The 17,815-nt window shown below is 63.3% G+C and carries 18 protein-coding genes; 15 read left to right on the forward strand and 3 right to left on the reverse strand.

Translation table 11 applies throughout. The annotated features are described in order from the left end of the window. The first annotated feature begins 11 nt into the window (after positions 1 to 11). The 3 genes from Q8O96_RS18195 to Q8O96_RS18205 are packed head-to-tail and all read left to right on the forward strand — an operon-like array spanning position 12 to position 3,868. Positions 12 to 764, forward strand: a complete 753-nt coding sequence (locus tag Q8O96_RS18195; protein ID WP_102862468.1) for a gluconate 2-dehydrogenase subunit 3 family protein — start codon at positions 12 to 14, stop codon at positions 762 to 764. Between the two features lie 2 nt (positions 765 to 766). Further along, positions 767 to 2,551, forward strand: a complete 1,785-nt coding sequence (locus Q8O96_RS18200; protein WP_305949182.1) for a GMC family oxidoreductase — start codon at positions 767 to 769, stop codon at positions 2,549 to 2,551. 12 nt (positions 2,552 to 2,563) lie between these two features. Next, positions 2,564 to 3,868, forward strand: coding sequence for a cytochrome c (locus Q8O96_RS18205; RefSeq protein ID WP_115581302.1), 1,305 nt, complete (start codon positions 2,564 to 2,566; stop codon positions 3,866 to 3,868). Between the two features lie 46 nt (positions 3,869 to 3,914). On the opposite strand, the gene Q8O96_RS18210 is transcribed toward Q8O96_RS18205, so the two are convergent. Then, positions 3,915 to 4,271, reverse strand: coding sequence for a hypothetical protein (locus Q8O96_RS18210; RefSeq protein ID WP_102862471.1), 357 nt, complete (start codon positions 4,269 to 4,271; stop codon positions 3,915 to 3,917). A gap of 193 nt (positions 4,272 to 4,464) precedes the next feature. Here Q8O96_RS18210 and Q8O96_RS18215 point away from each other — a divergent pair, with 193 nt between their 5' ends. From Q8O96_RS18215 to Q8O96_RS18225, 3 genes are all read left to right on the forward strand, one after another. Continuing rightward, on the forward strand, positions 4,465 to 5,523 hold the full coding sequence (locus Q8O96_RS18215) for a PA0069 family radical SAM protein (RefSeq protein WP_305949183.1): 1,059 nt from the start codon (positions 4,465 to 4,467) through the stop codon (positions 5,521 to 5,523). A gap of 242 nt (positions 5,524 to 5,765) precedes the next feature. Beyond that, complete coding sequence (locus tag Q8O96_RS18220; protein WP_102862473.1) at positions 5,766 to 6,500, forward strand: carbonic anhydrase; 735 nt, start codon at positions 5,766 to 5,768, stop codon at positions 6,498 to 6,500. 91 nt (positions 6,501 to 6,591) lie between these two features. Then, complete coding sequence (locus tag Q8O96_RS18225; RefSeq protein WP_110652528.1) at positions 6,592 to 8,127, forward strand: SulP family inorganic anion transporter; 1,536 nt, start codon at positions 6,592 to 6,594, stop codon at positions 8,125 to 8,127. A gap of 65 nt (positions 8,128 to 8,192) precedes the next feature. Here the strand turns inward: Q8O96_RS18225 and Q8O96_RS18230 are convergent, their stop codons facing one another. Then, entirely contained in the window at positions 8,193 to 8,843 is a 651-nt protein-coding gene (locus Q8O96_RS18230; RefSeq protein WP_102862475.1) for a hypothetical protein, read from the reverse strand. Positions 8,844 to 9,212: 369 nt separating this feature from the next. Between Q8O96_RS18230 and coxB the strand changes: the two genes are divergently transcribed. The 4 genes from coxB (at position 9,213) to Q8O96_RS18250 (ending at position 13,596) form a co-directional block, all read left to right on the forward strand. After that, a complete protein-coding gene (coxB, locus tag Q8O96_RS18235; protein ID WP_102862476.1) occupies positions 9,213 to 10,340 on the forward strand; it encodes a cytochrome c oxidase subunit II in 1,128 nt (375 codons plus the stop codon). Positions 10,341 to 10,422: 82 nt separating this feature from the next. Beyond that, entirely contained in the window at positions 10,423 to 12,018 is a 1,596-nt protein-coding gene (gene ctaD, locus Q8O96_RS18240; protein WP_102862477.1) for a cytochrome c oxidase subunit I, read from the forward strand. 99 nt (positions 12,019 to 12,117) lie between these two features. After that, positions 12,118 to 12,675 (forward strand): cytochrome c oxidase assembly protein, encoded by a 558-nt coding sequence (locus Q8O96_RS18245; protein WP_102862478.1) that lies wholly within the window; start codon positions 12,118 to 12,120, stop codon positions 12,673 to 12,675. Positions 12,676 to 12,708: 33 nt separating this feature from the next. Continuing rightward, on the forward strand, positions 12,709 to 13,596 hold the full coding sequence (locus tag Q8O96_RS18250) for a cytochrome c oxidase subunit 3 (protein WP_305949184.1): 888 nt from the start codon (positions 12,709 to 12,711) through the stop codon (positions 13,594 to 13,596). Positions 13,597 to 13,610: 14 nt separating this feature from the next. Here the strand turns inward: Q8O96_RS18250 and Q8O96_RS18255 are convergent, their stop codons facing one another. Next, a complete protein-coding gene (locus Q8O96_RS18255; protein WP_016967712.1) occupies positions 13,611 to 13,814 on the reverse strand; it encodes a twin transmembrane helix small protein in 204 nt (67 codons plus the stop codon). A 70-nt stretch (positions 13,815 to 13,884) separates the two neighbouring features. Here Q8O96_RS18255 and Q8O96_RS18260 point away from each other — a divergent pair, with 70 nt between their 5' ends. From Q8O96_RS18260 to Q8O96_RS18280, 5 genes are read left to right on the forward strand one after another with little or no spacing between them, the layout of a single operon-like run. Continuing rightward, positions 13,885 to 14,625 carry an SURF1 family protein gene (locus Q8O96_RS18260; RefSeq protein WP_102862480.1) on the forward strand — a complete coding sequence of 247 codons (741 nt, stop codon included), beginning with the start codon at positions 13,885 to 13,887 and terminating at the stop codon, positions 14,623 to 14,625. Beyond that, complete coding sequence (locus Q8O96_RS18265) at positions 14,591 to 15,181, forward strand: hypothetical protein (protein ID WP_102862539.1); 591 nt, start codon at positions 14,591 to 14,593, stop codon at positions 15,179 to 15,181. The genes Q8O96_RS18260 and Q8O96_RS18265 overlap by 35 nt, the downstream gene beginning before the upstream one ends. Before the next feature lie 10 nt (positions 15,182 to 15,191). Continuing rightward, complete coding sequence (locus tag Q8O96_RS18270; RefSeq protein ID WP_305949185.1) at positions 15,192 to 16,271, forward strand: heme A synthase; 1,080 nt, start codon at positions 15,192 to 15,194, stop codon at positions 16,269 to 16,271. Beyond that, positions 16,259 to 17,161, forward strand: coding sequence for a heme o synthase (gene cyoE / locus Q8O96_RS18275; RefSeq protein ID WP_102862482.1), 903 nt, complete (start codon positions 16,259 to 16,261; stop codon positions 17,159 to 17,161). The genes Q8O96_RS18270 and cyoE overlap by 13 nt, the downstream gene beginning before the upstream one ends. Continuing rightward, positions 17,158 to 17,793: an SCO family protein gene (locus Q8O96_RS18280; RefSeq protein ID WP_102862483.1), complete on the forward strand. Its 636-nt coding sequence runs from the start codon at positions 17,158 to 17,160 to the stop codon at positions 17,791 to 17,793. The genes cyoE and Q8O96_RS18280 overlap by 4 nt, the downstream gene beginning before the upstream one ends. Positions 17,794 to 17,815: the final 22 nt, after the last annotated feature.

A 17,815-nucleotide genomic window follows, 5' to 3' on the forward strand; every position in this document is an offset into this window, starting at 1 on the left:
GAGGTGCACCCATGTCTGATCAAGATCGAGACAACCCGCGGCGTGAGTTTTTGCGTAAATCCTTGACCTTGATCCCTGTGGTCACTGTCGCCAGTACCGGCCTGGGCAGTTCCATGCTGGCGGCCGCGCCCGAGACGGCCGCCCCTGCCAGGCCGGCGGCGCCGAGCAAGCTGCCCAGCGGCAGCCAGAACTATGAGCCCAGTTACTTCAGCGCCGAAGAGTGGGCCTTCATCAAGGCGGCGGTAGAGCGCCTGATCCCGGCGGACGAAATGGGGCCAGGTGCCCTGGAAGCCGGGGTGCCGGAGTACATCGACCGCCAAATGAACACCCCCTACGCCGCCGGCGCCCTGTGGTACATGCAAGGTCCGTTCAAGGCCGACGCCGCACCGGAGATGGGTTGGCAGAGCAAGCTGGTGCCCAAGGAGATCTATCGCCTGGGCATTGCCGCTGTGGATGCATGGTGCAAAGACCTCAAGGGTCAAGTTTTTGCTGCGCAAGACAGCGCTACCCGAGACGCTTTGCTCAAGCAGCTGGAGGCCGGAACCCCGCAGTTCGAGGCGGTCCCGGCCAAGCTTTTCTTCAATCTGCTGCTGCAAAACACCAAGGAAGGCTTCTTCAGCGATCCGATCCACGGTGGCAACCAAGGCCTGGTGGGCTGGACCCTGATCGGCTTTCCCGGCGCACGCGCCGATTTCATGGATTGGGTGGAGCGCAACGAGCAATACCCCTTCCCGGCAGTATCGATTCGCGGCCAGAGGGCTTGAGCATGGCAACAGTGATGAAGAAGGTCGACGCAGTGATCGTTGGTTTTGGCTGGACCGGCGCGATCATGGCCAAGGAACTGACCGAAGCCGGGCTCAACGTGCTGGCGCTGGAGCGCGGGCCAATGCAGGACACCTACCCTGACGGCAGTTATCCCCAGGTGATCGACGAGCTCACCTACAGCGTGCGCAAGAAACTCTTCCAGGACATTTCCAAAGAAACGGTGACCATTCGCCACAGCGTCAACGATGTGGCCTTGCCCAACCGGCAACTGGGCGCCTTCCTGCCGGGCAACGGCGTGGGCGGTGCCGGCCTGCACTGGTCTGGCGTGCACTTTCGCGTCGACCCCATCGAACTGCGCATGCGCAGTCATTACGAAGAGCGCTACGGCAAGCATTTCATCCCCAAGGACATGACCATCCAGGACTTCGGCGTCAGCTATGAAGAGCTGGAGCCGTTCTTCGACTTTGCGGAAAAGGTCTTCGGCACCTCCGGCCAGGCCTGGACCGTGAAGGGCCAGTTGGTGGGCGACGGCAAGGGCGGCAACCCTTATGCACCGGATCGCTCGGACCACTTCCCCCTGGAGTCGCAGAAAAACACCTATTCCGCACAGCTGTTCCAGAAAGCCGCCCATGAAGTGGGCTACAAGCCCTACAACCTGCCGTCGGCCAATACCTCAGGGCCTTACACCAACCCTTATGGCGCGCAAATGGGCCCGTGCAATTTCTGCGGCTTCTGCAGCGGCTACGTCTGCTACATGTATTCCAAGGCCTCGCCCAACGTGAACATCCTGCCGGCCCTCAAGCCGTTGCCGAATTTCGAGTTGCGCCCCAATTCCCACGTGCTCAAGGTCAACCTCGACAGCAGCAAGACCCGCGCCACCGGTGTCACCTATGTCGATGGCCAGGGCCGGGAGATCGAGCAGCCGGCGGACCTGGTGATCCTCGGCGCCTTCCAGCTGCACAACGTGCGCCTGATGCTGCTGTCGGGCATCGGCAAGCCCTACGACCCGATCAGCGGCGAAGGCGTGGTGGGCAGGAACTTCGCCTACCAGAACATGGCCACCATCAAGGCCTACTTCGACAAGGACGTGCACACCAACAACTTCATCGGCGCCGGCGGCAACGGTGTGGCGGTGGACGACTTCAACGCCGACAACTTCGACCACGGCCCGCACGGTTTCGTCGGCGGCTCGCCGATGTGGGTCAACCAGGCCGGCAGCCGGCCGATTGCCGGCACCTCGAACCCACCGGGCACCCCGACTTGGGGCAGCGCCTGGAAGAAGGCCACTGCCGATTACTACACCCACCAGGTATCCATGGACGCCCACGGTGCGCATCAGTCCTACCGTGGCAACTACCTGGATCTGGACCCGGTGTACCGCGATGCCTACGGCTTGCCGCTGCTGCGGATGACCTTCGACTGGCAGGAAAACGACATCAAGATGAACCGCTTCATGGTCGAGAAGATGAGCAAGATCGCCGAGGCGATGAATCCCAAGGCCATTGCCCGGCTGGGCAAGCAGGTAGGGGAGCACTTCAACACCGCGTCCTACCAGACCACGCACCTGAACGGTGGCGCGATCATGGGCACCGACCCCAAGACCAGTGCCCTGAACCGCTACTTGCAGAGCTGGGACGTGCACAACGTCTTCGTTCCCGGGGCTTCGGCCTTCCCCCAAGGCCTGGGCTACAACCCCACCGGCCTGGTGGCGGCGTTGACCTACTGGTCGGCCCGGGCGATCCGCGAGCAGTACCTGAAGAACCCCGGCCCGCTGGTGCAGGCATAAGGAGCGATGACCATGAAAGCACTCGTTATCGCCACCCTGGCGCTGCTGGGCAGCGCCTCGGTCAGCGCCGCCGAAGCGGATCAGCAGGCCCTGGTGCAGCAGGGCGAGTACCTGGCCCGTGCCGGTGACTGCGTGGCCTGCCACACCGCCAAGGACGGCCAGCCGTTCGCCGGCGGGCTACCGATGGAAACCCCCATCGGGGTGATCTATTCCACCAACATCACCCCGGACAAGACCGGCATCGGCGACTACAGCTTCGAGGACTTCGACCAGGCCGTGCGCCATGGCGTGGCCAAGGGCGGCAGTACCCTGTACCCGGCCATGCCCTTCCCGTCCTATGCCCGGGTCAGCGACGCCGACATGCAGGCGCTCTACGCCTACTTCATGAAGGGCGTGGCACCGGTGGCCAGGGACAACCAGGACAGCGACATTCCCTGGCCCCTGAGCATGCGCTGGCCGCTGTCGATCTGGCGCTGGATGTTCGCCCCGAGCGTGGAGACCCCGGCGCTCGCGACCGGCAGCGATCCGGTGATCAGCCGCGGTGCCTATCTGGTGGAGGGCCTGGGCCACTGTGGGGCCTGCCACACGCCCCGGGCCCTGACCATGCAGGAGAAGGCCCTGAGCGCCAGCGACGGCAGTGCTTTCCTGTCCGGCAGTGCGCCGCTGGAGGGCTGGATCGCCAAGAGCCTGCGCGGTGACCACAAGGATGGCCTGGGCAGTTGGAGCGAAGAGCAACTGGTGCAGTTCCTCAAGACCGGCCGCAGCGATCGCAGCGCGGTGTTTGGCGGCATGAGCGATGTGGTGGTGCACAGCATGCAGTACATGAGCGAGGCCGACCTGACGGCGATTGCCCGCTACCTCAAGTCGCTGCCGGCCAATGATCCCAAGGATCAGCCGCACTCGTATGACCAGCAGGTGGCCGAGGCTCTGTGGAAAGGTGACGACAGCCAGCCCGGCGCGGCGGTGTACATCGACAACTGCGCAGCCTGCCATCGCACCGACGGCCAGGGCTACACCCGGGTGTTCCCGGCGCTGGCGGGCAATCCGGTGCTGCAATCGGCGGATGCCACCTCGCTGATTCACATCGTGCTCAAGGGCGGCACCTTGCCGGCCACCCACAGCGCGCCGTCGACCTTCACCATGCCGCCTTTCGCCTGGCGCCTGTCGGACCAGGAGGTGGCCGATGTGGTCAACTTCATCCGCGGCAGCTGGGGCAACCAGGCGTCGGCGGTGAAGGCCGGGGACGTGGCGGCGTTGCGCAATGGCGACCTGCAGAGCACGTCCAACGATGATTTGGGGCCGTTCACTGGTCGCTAGCGTCGAGGCCGGCGCCCGCTGCGGGCGTCGGTCCGGCGGTGGCTGTTCAGTCCTGGGTAAAGCGCTGGATGCCCAAGCGGCTTTCCAGTTGATAGCCGGCGATGCAGTCCGCCAGTCCGGCGTTCATCAGGTCTTCCCAGCTTGCGGGGAGCAGGCCGATGCCATTGTGGTGGGCGCTCCAGCGCACCGCGGCAAACTTCGGGTCCGCTTCATCGAAAGGTTGCTGGTTGTTCACCGCGGCCTTTTCGATGTCCTGGGTGCACAGCTCGAATTCGCAGGCCACGCCCCAGAGCTGGCCATCGGGCGCCCTGACGATGATCAGGTCGGCGCCTTGTTCGTAGCTGGGGAGGTAGGCATCCGCTGCGTAGAAGATCTTTTCCAGCCTGCCAGGTGTCCTGGGCATGTTTGCGCTCCTGTTCTTTGAGCCTGCCTTATACCCCAACGGCACAAACCTGTAGGAGCCGGCTTGCCGGCGAAGGTGCGGCCTGTGTGCGCTGGGGAGCGTTCACTTGCAGGGGGTGGGTTTCGGTCCGGCGGTGCTGGTCAGATAAATCCGGCTCCATTACTGTGTATGCATACAGTAATGGAGCGCTCCCATGTTCACCCCCCTGCCTCCCCGTGGTCGCGGTACCGCGAGCAATCCGCACAATCGTTTCGCGCCCAATCGTTCGGTGGCCGAGGACGACGGCTGGTACCAGGAAGTGCCGCTAACCCAGGGCACCGAGGTGCGTTATGAAACGGCGAAATCCATCATTACCCGCAACACCTCGCCTGACCTGCCCTTCGATCGCTCGATCAACCCCTATCGCGGCTGTGAGCACGGCTGCATCTATTGCTACGCGCGGCCCAGCCATGCCTATTGGGATATGTCCCCGGGGCTGGATTTTGAAACCAAGCTGATCGCCAAGAGCAACACCGCCGCGCTGCTGGAGCAGCAACTGTCCAAGCCCGGCTATCGCTGTGCCCCGATCAACCTGGGGTCCAATACTGACCCCTACCAGCCCATCGAGCGTGAGCAGCAACTGACCCGACGCACCCTGGAAGTGCTGCTGCGCTATCGGCATCCGGTGACCATCGTCACCAAGGGCTCGCTGATCCTGAGGGACCTGGACCTGCTGGTCGAGCTGGCCCGGCAGCGGCTGGTGGCGGTGATGATCAGCCTGACCACCCTGGACGATGAGTTGAAGCGCATTCTCGAACCCCGGGCGGCGGCGCCCAAGGCGCGTTTGCGGGCGATCCAGGTGATGCGTGAAGCGGGCGTTCCGGTGGGGGTGCTGTGTTCGCCGATGATCCCGATGATCAACGACAGCGAGTTGGAAAGCCTGCTCAGCGAGGCCCATGCCGCCGGGGCGCAGAGCGCGGCCTACATGATGCTGCGCCTGCCCCTGGAGGTGGCGCCGCTGTTCGAGGAGTGGCTGGCGGCGCATTACCCGCAGCGGGCCGCCCATGTGCTCAGCCTGATCCGCCAGAGCCGGGGTGGTGAGCTCTACGACAGCCGTTTCGGCAGCCGCATGCGCGGTGAGGGACCCTTCGCCGACCTGTTGGCCCAGCGTTTCGCCAAGGCGCTCAAGCGCCTGGGGCTCGATCGGCGCGCGGGCTTCGATCTTGATTGCTCGGCCTTCTGTCCGCCGGGGGGGCAGATGTCGTTGCTGTGAGATGCATTGGCCTATGGTTGCCTAGCGGATGTTGCTGACGGAGGTCCGCTGGTCACCTTTTGACATCGCCAATAGTGGCGTTCTAGAGCGTTCCATTCAGTTTGAGTTAAGTTTTTAGCGCTACCTTGCCCATCAAGTGACCGACGGGTCGCGGTCGGCGCCCCGGTTATTTTTTAATCGATTACTGGCGTCGTGCCGGATAATTCTGGAAAATTCACCAAATCCGACAGAGAGGCTGAATCATGAGTGACAAGGATAAACAGCCGTTGGCTGCGTCGGCTCCCGCACCCACCGAGGTTGCCGAAACCGCCGATGCAGCGCTGCAGCATATCGTTGACGGCTTTTTGCATTTTCATCATGAAGTCTTCCCGCAGCAGGAAGAACTGTTCAAGAAACTCGCCACCGCCCAGCGGCCAAGGGCGATGTTCATTGCGTGCGCGGATTCGCGCATCGTTCCCGAACTCATTACCCAGAGCTCTCCCGGCGACCTGTTCGTGACCCGCAACGTGGGCAACGTGGTGCCGCCCTATGGGCAGATGAACGGGGGTGTTTCCACGGCGATCGAATACGCGGTGCTGGCCCTTGGGGTGCACCACATCATCGTCTGCGGGCACTCGGACTGCGGCGCCATGCGGGCGGTGCTCAATCCGCAAAGCCTGGAGAAAATGCCTACGGTCAAGGCCTGGCTGCGGCACGCTGAAGTGGCGCGGACCATGGTCCACGAGAACTGCGATTGCGCCGATGAATCCTCCAGCATGCATGTGCTGACCGAGGAGAACGTCATCGCCCAGTTGCAGCATCTGCGCACCCACCCTTCGGTGGCTTCGCGCATGGCCAACGGCCAATTGTTCATCCATGGCTGGGTCTACGACATCGAGACCAGTTCGATCAAGGCCTACGACGCGGACAAGGGCTGTTTCCTGCCGCTCGATGGCACTCATCCGATCCCCGTGGCGACGCCCAAAGCGCGCTTCTAATCCCGCCTAAATACACCTGAGTGGTTGTAGCCAGGGCCGCCGTTTGGCGGTCCGGCTTTGCCACGCCTGAACAAAAGTCAGGAGAACTGTCATGCGTGCAGCACAGTTGAAAAGTGTCCTGCCACGGGAGCTGCTGGCTTCGGTGGTGGTGTTTCTGGTGGCCCTGCCCCTGTGCATGGGGATCGCCATTGCCTCGGGCCTGCCGCCAGCCAAGGGCCTGATCACCGGGATCATCGGCGGGCTGGTGGTGGGCTGGTTGGCGGGCTCGCCCTTGCAGGTCAGCGGTCCGGCTGCCGGGCTGGCGGTGCTGGTGTTCGAACTGGTGCGCCAGCACGGTGTGGCCATGCTCGGGCCGATCCTGCTGTTGGCCGGGCTGCTGCAATTGCTGGCCGGGCGTCTGCGCCTGGGGTGCTGGTTCCGGGTCACGGCGCCGGCGGTGGTCTACGGCATGCTGGCGGGCATAGGTGTGTTGATCGTGCTGTCCCAGGTGCATGTGATGCTTGATGCCGCGCCCCAGGCCTCGGGGCTGGCTAACCTTGTCGGTTTCCCTCAGGCGCTGGCCCAGGCCTTGCCGAGCCTGGGTTGGCAGGCGGGCTTGCTGGGGTTGTCGACCATCGCGCTGATGTGGGGGTGGGACAAGTGGCGGCCACAATCGCTGCGCTTCATTCCGGGGGCTTTGCTGGGGGTGGGCCTGGCGACCCTGGCCAGCCTGGTCCTGGCCCTGGAGGTGAAGCGGGTCGAGGTGCCGGCCAACCTGAGTGAGGCTATCGACTGGCTGCGCCCCGCCGACCTGCTCAATCTGGCGGACCCCAACCTGTTGATCGCGGCCTTCGCCGTGGCTTTCATTGCCAGCGCCGAGACCTTGCTGTCTGCCGCTGCGGTGGATCGCATGCACAGCGGCGTGCGTTCGGACTTCGACCGTGAACTGTCGGCCCAGGGCGTGGGCAATATGCTCTGCGGCTTGCTTGGGGCCTTGCCGATGACCGGGGTCATCGTGCGCAGTTCGGCCAACGTCCAGGCCGGGGCCCAGACCCGTTTCTCGACGATCTTCCATGGTCTGTGGCTGCTGGGTTTCGTGTTGCTGCTGTCCAGCGTGCTGCAGAGCATTCCGGTGGCGAGCCTGGCCGGGGTGCTGGTCTACACCGGCTTCAAGCTGGTGGACCTCAAGGTGTTTCGCGGCCTGGGGCGCTACGGGCGGATGCCGATGTTGACCTACGCGGTGACGGCCCTGGCGATTGTCTTCAGCGATCTGCTGACCGGTGTGCTGATAGGTTTTGCCCTGACGCTGGCCAAGCTGGCGTTCAAGGCCTCGCGCTTGAAGATCAGCCTGATCGACCTTCCAGCCGCTGGCGAGATGGAGCTGCGACTGATGGGGGCCGCGACCTTTCTCAAAGTGCCGGCCCTGACTCGGGTTCTGGCGAGCATTCCACCGGCGACAACGGTGCATGTGCCTCTCAACCACCTCAGTTACATCGATCACGCCTGCCTGGAGCTGCTGGAGGAATGGACTCGGGCCAATCAGGCCAAGGGTTCGCGGTTGATGATTGAGGCGCGGGGCTTGAAGCGACGCCTGGAAGGACGCTTGAGCAGTGGTGGTGGGATTGGAGTGGCGTCAGCAAGAAGTTGATGGCAGGGAATGGGCTGCCCCTTCGCCACAAGGCTCGTTGCGAGCCTTGCTGGCGAGGAGTGGGTTCAGGCGGCGGGCTGGTCGAGCTCTAGCTCCACGCCCAGCTGACGCGACAGGCAGGGCCAGCGCTTCCACGCGGCCTCGGTGTCCGGGCTATTGAGTGTGTCGCGGTAGGCTTCCACTGATTCCAGGGCGAAGCTTTCTTCGTTGAGCATGGCGTCGACCGCGTGGTGCACCGCTTCGTCCAGTTGGTTGGCGAAGGTTTCGCCGATCAGTTGGTGGGCGATGAGGTTGGCGACCGTCATGTCCAGGGGGATCAGTGGACGGCCGAAGTGCTTGATGTACAGGTCGTTGACTTCTTCCACCAGGCGTAGGGCCAGGTAGGCTTCGTCCAGCAGGCTGTCGAGGCCGACGTGGCCGTCCATGATGGCCGGCGGCTGGAGGAAGAATTGCTCGGCGATCTTCAGTACCGGCTTGATCTGCGATTCGATTCCGGCTTCACGGGCCACCGCATTGGCGGCGTCCAGCAGGTCCGGAACCTGGTCGATGTAGGCGCTGACGAAACGGGTCATGACGTCCTTGGCGTCGACTTCGGGCAGCTGGATGGCAGGGTGCAGGTGAGGCAGTTGCGTTTCCAACTGACGGGTCAGAAGGCCTGTGCTGGCTTCGTGTTGCCGGGCCAGTTGGATCTGCTCGCGCAATGCGGCGGTGTTCATGAAAACTCCAGGGACAAGGACATGAATAGGGAGCACATAAGTTAGCCTGCTTACGAAAATGCTTAAGACGCATTTGTCATAATTATTTCATGCTTAGACGGCGGGGTTATATCGCTCTGCCATCCCGGGCACTCGACCCCTTTTGTGCCGTGGCCTGCAAACCTCCTTTCCAGTGTTTCAGCTGATTTACGCCCTCGCGTTGCGAGGTCAGAGTCGCTGTCTATACTCGCCATTGTGTGAAGTTAGCTGATGACGCCCGACTGCAGATGCAGCGAGGCCCGGCCGGTTTAAGTTCGTAGTCTAGGCAGCCGCTCCCTTGCCGCAGGTGTTAAGCCGGCGGGATAACAAGAACGATAAGGGGAACCCGCAATGATGCGACATCCACATGTCTGGATGGGCCTCCTGTTGTTGTCGATATTCAGCCAGGCGCAAGCCGCCTGGACGGTGAATATGACGCCTGGGGCTACCGAGATAAGCCACGCGGTATTCGACCTGCACATGACCATCTTCTGGATCTGTGTGGTGATCGGCGTCATCGTCTTCGGCGCGATGTTCTGGTCAATGATCGTTCACCGTCGCTCCACGGGCCAGGTCCCGGCCCGGTTCCACGAAAGCACCACCGTGGAAATCCTCTGGACCATCATCCCCTTCCTGATCCTGGTGGCCATGGCCGTCCCGGCGACGGCGACCCTGATCAAGATGTACGACACCAGCGAGCCGGATGTGGACATCCAGATCACCGGCTACCAATGGAAGTGGCACTACAAATACCTCGGCCAGGATGTGGAGTTTTTCAGCAACCTGGCCACTCCCGCCGAGCAGATCCACAACAAGAGCGTCAAGGGCGAGCACTACCTGCTGGAAGTCGACCAGCCCCTGGTGCTGCCGGTGGGGGCCAAGGTGCGCTTCCTGGTGACCGCCGCCGACGTGATCCACTCCTGGTGGGTGCCGGCCTTTGCGGTCAAGCGTGACGCCATCCCGGGCTTCGTCAACGAAGCCTGGACCCGGGTCGACAAGCCCGGCATCTACCGTGGCCAGTGCGCCGAGCTGTGCGGCAAGGACCACGGCTTCATGCCGATCGTGGTCGAGGTCAAGAGCCAGGCCGACTACGACACCTGGATGGGCGAGCGCAAGGCCGAGGCCGCCAAGCTCAAGGAGCTGACCAGCAAGGAATGGACCCTCGATGAGCTGGTGGCCCGTGGCGATAAGGTCTACCACACCGCTTGCGTCGCCTGTCACCAGGCGGAAGGCCAGGGCCTGCCGCCGATGTTCCCGGCCCTCAAGGGCTCGAAGATCGCCACCGGGCCCAAGGGCGATCACTTGAATATCGTCCTTCACGGCAAACCGGGGACTGCCATGGCGGCCTTCGGCAAGCAGTTGTCGGAGGTCGACATCGCTGCGGTGGTGACCTACGAGCGCAACGCCTGGGGCAACAACAAGGGCGACATGGTCACGCCAAAAGAAGTGCTGGCGCTGAAACAGGCGGAAAGCAAATGAGCCGGCTTATTGGGTATTTCCGCAACCGCTCGGGGTGCAGTGTCCCTGAGCGTCCAGCCCACCCGTTTGCAGGAGACAGGGCATGAGTGCAGTGATCGATGACCACGGCCACGCCGGCCATGATGACCACGCCCATGGTCCCGCCAAGGGCCTGATGCGCTGGGTTCTGACCACCAACCACAAGGATATCGGCACCCTGTACCTGTGGTTCAGCTTCAGCATGTTCCTCCTCGGCGGCTCGTTCGCCATGGTGATCCGCGCCGAACTGTTCCAGCCCGGGCTGCAGATCGTCGAGCCGGCGTTCTTCAACCAGATGACCACCATGCATGGCCTGGTGATGGTCTTCGGCGCGGTGATGCCGGCTTTCGTCGGCCTGGCCAACTGGATGATTCCGCTGATGATCGGCGCCCCGGACATGGCCCTGCCGCGGATGAACAACTTCAGCTTCTGGCTGTTGCCGGCGGCCTTCCTGATGCTGGTTTCGACGTTATTCATGCCCGGCGGCGGGCCCAACTTCGGCTGGACCTTCTACGCCCCGCTGTCCACCACCTACGCCCCGGAAAGCGTGACCTTCTTCATTTTCGCCATCCACCTGATGGGGATCAGTTCGATCATGGGGGCGATCAACGTGATCGCCACCATCCTCAACCTGCGTGCCCCGGGCATGACCCTGATGAAGATGCCGCTGTTCGTCTGGACCTGGCTGATCACTGCCTTTCTGCTGATCGCAGTGATGCCGGTGCTGGCCGGCTGCGTGACCATGATGCTGATGGACATCCACTTCGGCACCAGCTTCTTCAGTGCCGCCGGCGGTGGCGACCCGGTCTTGTTCCAGCACGTGTTCTGGTTCTTCGGCCACCCCGAGGTGTACATCATGATCCTGCCGGCCTTCGGCGCCGTCAGCTCGATCATCCCCACTTTCAGCCGCAAGCCGCTGTTCGGCTACACCTCGATGGTCTATGCCACCGGAGCCATTGCCTTCCTGTCGTTCATCGTCTGGGCGCACCACATGTTCGTGGTGGGCATCCCGCTGGTGGGCGAACTGTTCTTCATGTACGCCACCCTGCTGATTGCCGTGCCCACCGGGGTCAAGGTGTTCAACTGGGTGAGCACCATGTGGCAGGGCGCCCTGACGTTCGAGACGCCGATGCTGTTCGCCGTGGCCTTTGTCATTCTGTTCACCATTGGCGGCTTTTCCGGGTTGATGCTGGCCATCGCCCCGGCGGACTTCCAGTACCAGGACACCTACTTCGTGGTGGCGCACTTCCACTACGTGCTGGTGCCGGGGGCGATCTTCGGGATCTTCGCCTCGGCCTATTACTGGTTGCCCAAGTGGACCGGGTACATGTACGACGAAACCCTGGGCAAGCTGCACTTCTGGCTGTCCTTCGTCGGCATGAACCTGGCGTTCTTCCCTATGCACTTCGTGGGTCTGGCGGGCATGCCGCGGCGGATTCCGGACTACAACCTGCAGTTCGCCGACTTCAACATGGTGTCCTCTATCGGTGCCTTCACCTTCGGCGCGACGCAGATCTTCTTCCTGTTCATCGTCATCAAGTGCATTCGCGGTGGCAAACCGGCCCCGGCCAAGCCGTGGGAAGGGGCCGAAGGGCTGGAGTGGAGCATTCCATCGCCGGCGCCGTACCACACCTTCGTCACGCCACCGGAAGTGAAATGAACAGCTGTGTTGTAGGAGCGAGCTTGCTCGCGAAGGCGCCAGAAGGTGGTGCCCTGCTCGTCGGCAAGCCGGCTCCTACAGGTTCGGGGGGACGTTGAGATGGCCGAGATCTCGCTGAAGAAGCTGGTGACCCGCCTGTTGCTGGTGGTGGCGGCGATGTTCGTTTTCGGTTTTGCCCTGGTGCCGATCTACGACGTGATGTGCAAGGCCTTGGGCATCAATGGCAAGACCGGCGGGCAGTACGCGGACCAGGGGCAGCAGATCGACGCTTCGCGCCAGGTGCGGGTGCAGTTCCTGTCCACCAATGCCATCGACATGGTCTGGGAGTTCTATCCCAAGTCCGATGACATCGTGGTCCATCCGGGGGCGGTGAACGAGATGGTCTTCATCGCCCGCAACCCCAGCGATCACCCGATGAGCGCCCAGGCCATCCCGAGCATCTCCCCCAGCAGCGCGGCCATGTATTTCCACAAGACCGAGTGCTTCTGCTTTACCCAGCAGGTGCTGCAGCCCGGGGAGAAGATCGAGATGCCGGTGCGTTTCATCGTTGACCGCGACATGCCCAAGGATGTGAAGCACCTGACGCTGGCTTACACGCTGTTCGATATCACCGCGCGTCATCCACCGGTGGCGGTTGCCGCCAAGACCGGTGGATAGACGATCTGGCGTGCCCGATAAGGAGAACAACCCATGGCGACTCATGAGCACTATTACGTTCCTGCCCAGAGCAAGTGGCCGATCATTGCGACGGTGGGCATGTTCGTCACCGTGTTCGGCCTGGCGACCTGGTTCAACGACCTCAAGGCGGCGCGCCCGGAATCCCATGGCCCGCTGATCTTTTTCGTCGGTAGCCTGCTGCTGGCCTACATGCTGTTCGGCTGGTTTGGCGCGGTGATCAAGGAAAGCCGCGCCGGCTTGTACAGTGCTCAGCTGGACCGCTCGTTCCGCTGGGGCATGAGCTGGTTCATCTTTTCCGAAGTGATGTTCTTCCTGGCCTTCTTCGGCGCGCTGTTCTATGTGCGACACCTGTCCGGGCCCTGGCTCGGCGGTGAGGGGAACAAGGGCATCGCCCATATGCTCTGGCCGAACTTCGAGTTCGTCTGGCCCCTGCTCAACAACCCCGATCCGAAACTCTTTTCATCGCCCACGGGCACCATCAGCCCCTGGGGCTTGCCGCTGCTCAACACTGTGCTGCTGGTCAGTTCCAGTGTCACCGTGACCATCGCCCACCATGCCCTGAAGAAAGGCCATCGTGGAGCGCTGAAAATCTGGCTGGCGCTGACCGTGCTGCTGGGGTGCGCCTTCCTCGGCTTCCAGGCCGAAGAGTACATCCACGCCTATCGCGAGCTGGGCCTGACTCTGGGCTCGGGGATCTACGGCGCCACCTTCTTCATGCTCACCGGTTTCCACGGCGCCCACGTGACCATCGGCACCTTGATCCTGTTCGTGATGCTGATGCGCATCATGCATGGGCATTTCGACGCCGAACATCAGTTCGGCTTTGAAGCAGCCAGCTGGTACTGGCACTTCGTCGATGTGGTGTGGATCGGCCTGTTCGTTTTTGTCTACGTGCTCTGAGGGCCTGCTGCGCCCTACCAGGGCGCGTGGGACACCAGCTGGCCGCTGAAGAAACCCCAGGCGATCAAGCCCACGGTGATCGCGGCCAGGCATACCCGAATACTCAAGGCGGTCACCAGGCGTTTGGATTGGCTGTCGTCCTTGACCAGAAAGAACAGGCCGCTGAACAGGCTGATAACCGTGGCAATCAGCATCAGGACGATGGCTGCTTTGAGCATGGTGGGACTCCGGGGGAAACGCGATGTACAGCAGTATAGCGAGTGGATTTCTCAGCCTTGCGGGCCGGTCATGAAAGGCTTCCGGCCGGGAGTCGTGCCGACCCTGGTGGTGCTGTTGCTGCTGCCTGCGCTGGTTTCCCTGGGCTTCTGGCAACTGAGCCGTGGCGAGCAGAAGCGCCAATTGCTGACCAGCTACGCCGAGCGCCGAGCGGCCGAGCCTGTGTCGTTGTTCGAGTTGCTGGCGGTCGAGGACCCGGCCTTTCGCCGGGTGCGCCTGCACGGTCATTTCGATGCCGATCACAGCCTGCTCCTGGACAACCGCCTGCACGACGGCCAGGTCGGGGTCGAGCTGCTGCAACCCTTCCTCGATCAGGCCAGCGGGCGCTGGTTGCTGGTCAATCGTGGCTGGCTGCCCTGGCCCGATCGGCGCACGCCTGCGGCATTCAGCACCCCGGAACAGAGCCTGAGTCTGGATGCCTGGGTCTACGTTTCTCCGGGCGCGGCGTTCCAACTGCAGGCCGACCCGGCGGCTGCGCGCTGGCCACGATTGATCACCGCCGTGAACCCGGAGGCTCTCTGGGCCGAGCTTGGCCGCAGCGGCTTCAAGCATGAAGTGCGTCAGGAGTCCGGTGCTGGCGCCTACCTGACGGCTTGGCCGGTGGTGGCCATGGGGCCGGAAAAACACCTGGGCTATGCCGTGCAGTGGTTCGCCATGGCCCTGGCCCTGCTGCTCCTCTATCTCTATTTCGGCTGGCACAACGCACGGGAGAACCGCCATGGGAACGGCCATGAATCCACCCAACATCTCTGACGCCCAGGTGCCCAACCGGCGCCGCGGCCGTTGGCAACTGATCCTGATCCTGCTGATGGTGATCGGTCCGATGATCCTCGCCACCGGCATGTACAAGCTGCAGTTCTGGGTGCCGGAAAGCCGCAGCTATCACGGTGAACTGATCGGCAATGGCCAGACCCGGGCGCAGATCGGCGTGCAGTCCGAGGAGGATCGCTGGCAGATCCTGGTCACGGCCCCCAAGGCGTGTGATGCCGATTGCCAGCAACTGGTGTACCTGGCGCGGCAGATCCAGGTGGCCCTGGGCCGTGATGCTTCGCGGGCCAGCCATGCCCTGGCCAGCGCCCAGCCGCTGAGCGCCGAATACCAAGCCAGGCTGCAGCGCGAGTACCCGCAGTTGCAACGCTACCCCCTGGACCTGGCGACCTATGCCAAAGGCGTCAACGACAAGGACGCGCCGCAGCTGTGGATCGTCGATCCCCACAGCAATCTGGTGTTGCGCTACGACGCTCGGGTCAAGGGCAAGGACCTGCTCAACGACCTGCGGCACCTGCTGAAACTGTCGAATATCGGATAAGGGCATCGTCATGGCCAAACCTGGATTTCGCCTCGCGTTGTTTGCCACTTTGCTGGCTCTGATCGTGGTGCTGCTGGGCGCCTACACCCGGCTGACCCACGCGGGCCTGGGCTGCCCGGACTGGCCCGGCTGCTACGGGTTTATCAGCGTGCCGAACAGCGAAGTCCAACTGGCCCATGCCGAACTGCATTTTCCCGACACCCCGGTGGAAGCCCACAAGGGCTGGAACGAGATGATCCACCGCTATTTCGCCGGCACCCTGGGGCTGTTGATCGTGCTGCTGGCGGCCCGTGCCTGGACCCATCGCCGGCATCCCGGGCAGCCCCTGAAGCTGCCGCTGTTCCTGATGGTGGTGGTGTTTGCCCAGGCGGCCTTCGGCATGTGGACGGTCACCCTCAAGCTCTGGCCGCAAGTGGTCACCGCGCACCTGCTGGGGGGCTTTGCCACCTTGAGCCTGCTGTTCCTGCTGACCTTGCGCCTGTCCGGCGTGCTGCCGGCGCTGATTGTGCCGCGACGCCTGCAGTACTGGGCAACGGCCGGGCTGGTGCTGGTGATCGGGCAGATCGCCCTGGGCGGCTGGGTCAGCTCCAACTACGCCGCCGTGGCCTGCATCGACCTGCCCACCTGCCATGGCCAGTGGTGGCCGAACATGGATTTTGCCAACGGCTTTCATCTGACCCAGCACATCGGCCCCAACTACCTGGGCGGACAATTGGACAGCGACGCCCGCACCGCCATCCACATGACCCACCGGGTCGGCGCGGTGCTGGTGACCCTGGTGTTGCTGGGGCTGGCCTGGCAGTTGCGGCAAACCGGCATGACCCGTCTGGCCGGGCTGGTGCTGGTGGCGCTGGCGGCGCAGGTCAGCCTGGGCATCAGCAACGTGCTGTTCCATTTGCCGCTGCCGGTGGCGGTGGCGCATAACGCCGGGGGCGCGGCGCTGCTGCTGACCCTGGTGCTGGTCAACTATCACGCCCGTACCAGCCTGGTGCAGGCCCGGGATCGCCTGCCCCTGGGCTGGCGTCTGAGCCCGCGCAAACAGATGGCGGGTCCCATCACCATCAAAGGAGAGATGCCATGGCGACTCTGATCAGCGAACGTCAGCATCCCCAGGCCATCTGGCGCGATTACCTGGAACTGACCAAACCCAAGGTGGTGGTGCTGATGCTGATCACCTCCCTGGTGGGCATGTTCCTCGCCACCCGCGCGGGGGTGCCGTGGACGGTGCTGGTGTTCGGCAACCTGGGCATTGCCCTGTGTGCGGGTGGCGCGGCGGCGGTGAACCATGTGGTGGACCGGCGCATCGACGCGCTGATGGCCCGGACCCACAAACGGCCCCTGGCCCAAGGCCGGGTTTCACCCCGGGCGGCCTTGGCGTTCGCCCTGTGCCTCGCGTTGGCCGGGCAAGCGCTGCTGCTGGCGTTCACCAATCCGCTCACGGCCTGGCTGACCCTGGCGTCCCTGCTGGGCTACGCGGTGGTCTACACCGGCTTTCTGAAACGCGCGACGCCGCAGAACATCGTGATCGGCGGGCTGGCCGGTGCGGCGCCGCCGCTGCTGGGCTGGGTTGCTGCTACCGGGCACTTGAGCGCCGAGCCGCTGCTGCTGGTGCTGATCATTTTCGCCTGGACCCCGCCGCACTTCTGGGCCCTGGCCATCCATCGCAAGGAGGAATACGCCAAGGCCGATATCCCGATGCTGCCGGTGACCCACGGTGAGCACTACACCAAGGTGCACATCCTGCTCTATACCTTTGCCCTGCTGGCGGTCAGCCTGCTGCCCTATGCCATCCACATGAGCGGCGTGCTGTACCTGGTGTGCGCTTTGCTTCTGGGCGGGCGCTTCCTGCAATGGGCCTGGGTGCTGTACCGTGGCACTCGGCCGCACGCGGCGATCAACACCTTCAAGTACTCTATTTACTACTTGTTCCTGCTGTTCATCGCCCTGCTCGTAGACCACTACCTATTGTTGAACCTATGACTCGAACTCAGAAAACCGTCTTTATTCTCGTTGCGCTGGTGGCCCTGATCCTGGGGCTGACCGTCAACAAAGTACTGTCCGGCAAGGGTCAGGGCGATCCCACCGCATTGATCGACGCCGGCATCATCCTCCTGCCCCAGAGCCGTACCCTGCCTGCGGTGAAGATGCTCGACCAGGACGGCCAGCCCGTGGTGATCGATGAGTTGAAGGGCAAGTGGTCGCTGCTGTTCTTCGGCTATACCTTCTGCCCGGACATCTGCCCCACCACCCTGGCCCAACTGCGGCAGATCAAGAGTGAGCTGCCCAAGGAGGCGGTGGACAAGCTGCAGGTGATCCTGGTCAGCGTCGACCCCAACCGCGATACGCCGCAACAGCTCAAGCAGTACCTGGGCTATTTCGACAAGGACTTCAAGGGCCTGACCGCCGCCTCGGTGGAAGACCTGCAGAAGCTGGCCAACGCGGTGAGCATTCCCTTCATTCCGGCGGACACCAGCAAGCCCAATTACACCGTGGACCACAGCGGCAACCTCGCGGTGATCGGTCCGGACGGTCACCAGCGTGGCTTTATCCGCGCACCGTTGAACAACCAGAAGCTGGTGGCCCAGTTGCCGGTGATGTTGCAGCGCCAATAACGCGGCATGCTTGAACCGCTGA

It is taken from the genome of Pseudomonas sp. LPH60 (assembly GCF_030718165.1).
Classification (GTDB): Bacteria; Pseudomonadota; Gammaproteobacteria; order Pseudomonadales; family Pseudomonadaceae; genus Aquipseudomonas; species Aquipseudomonas danubii.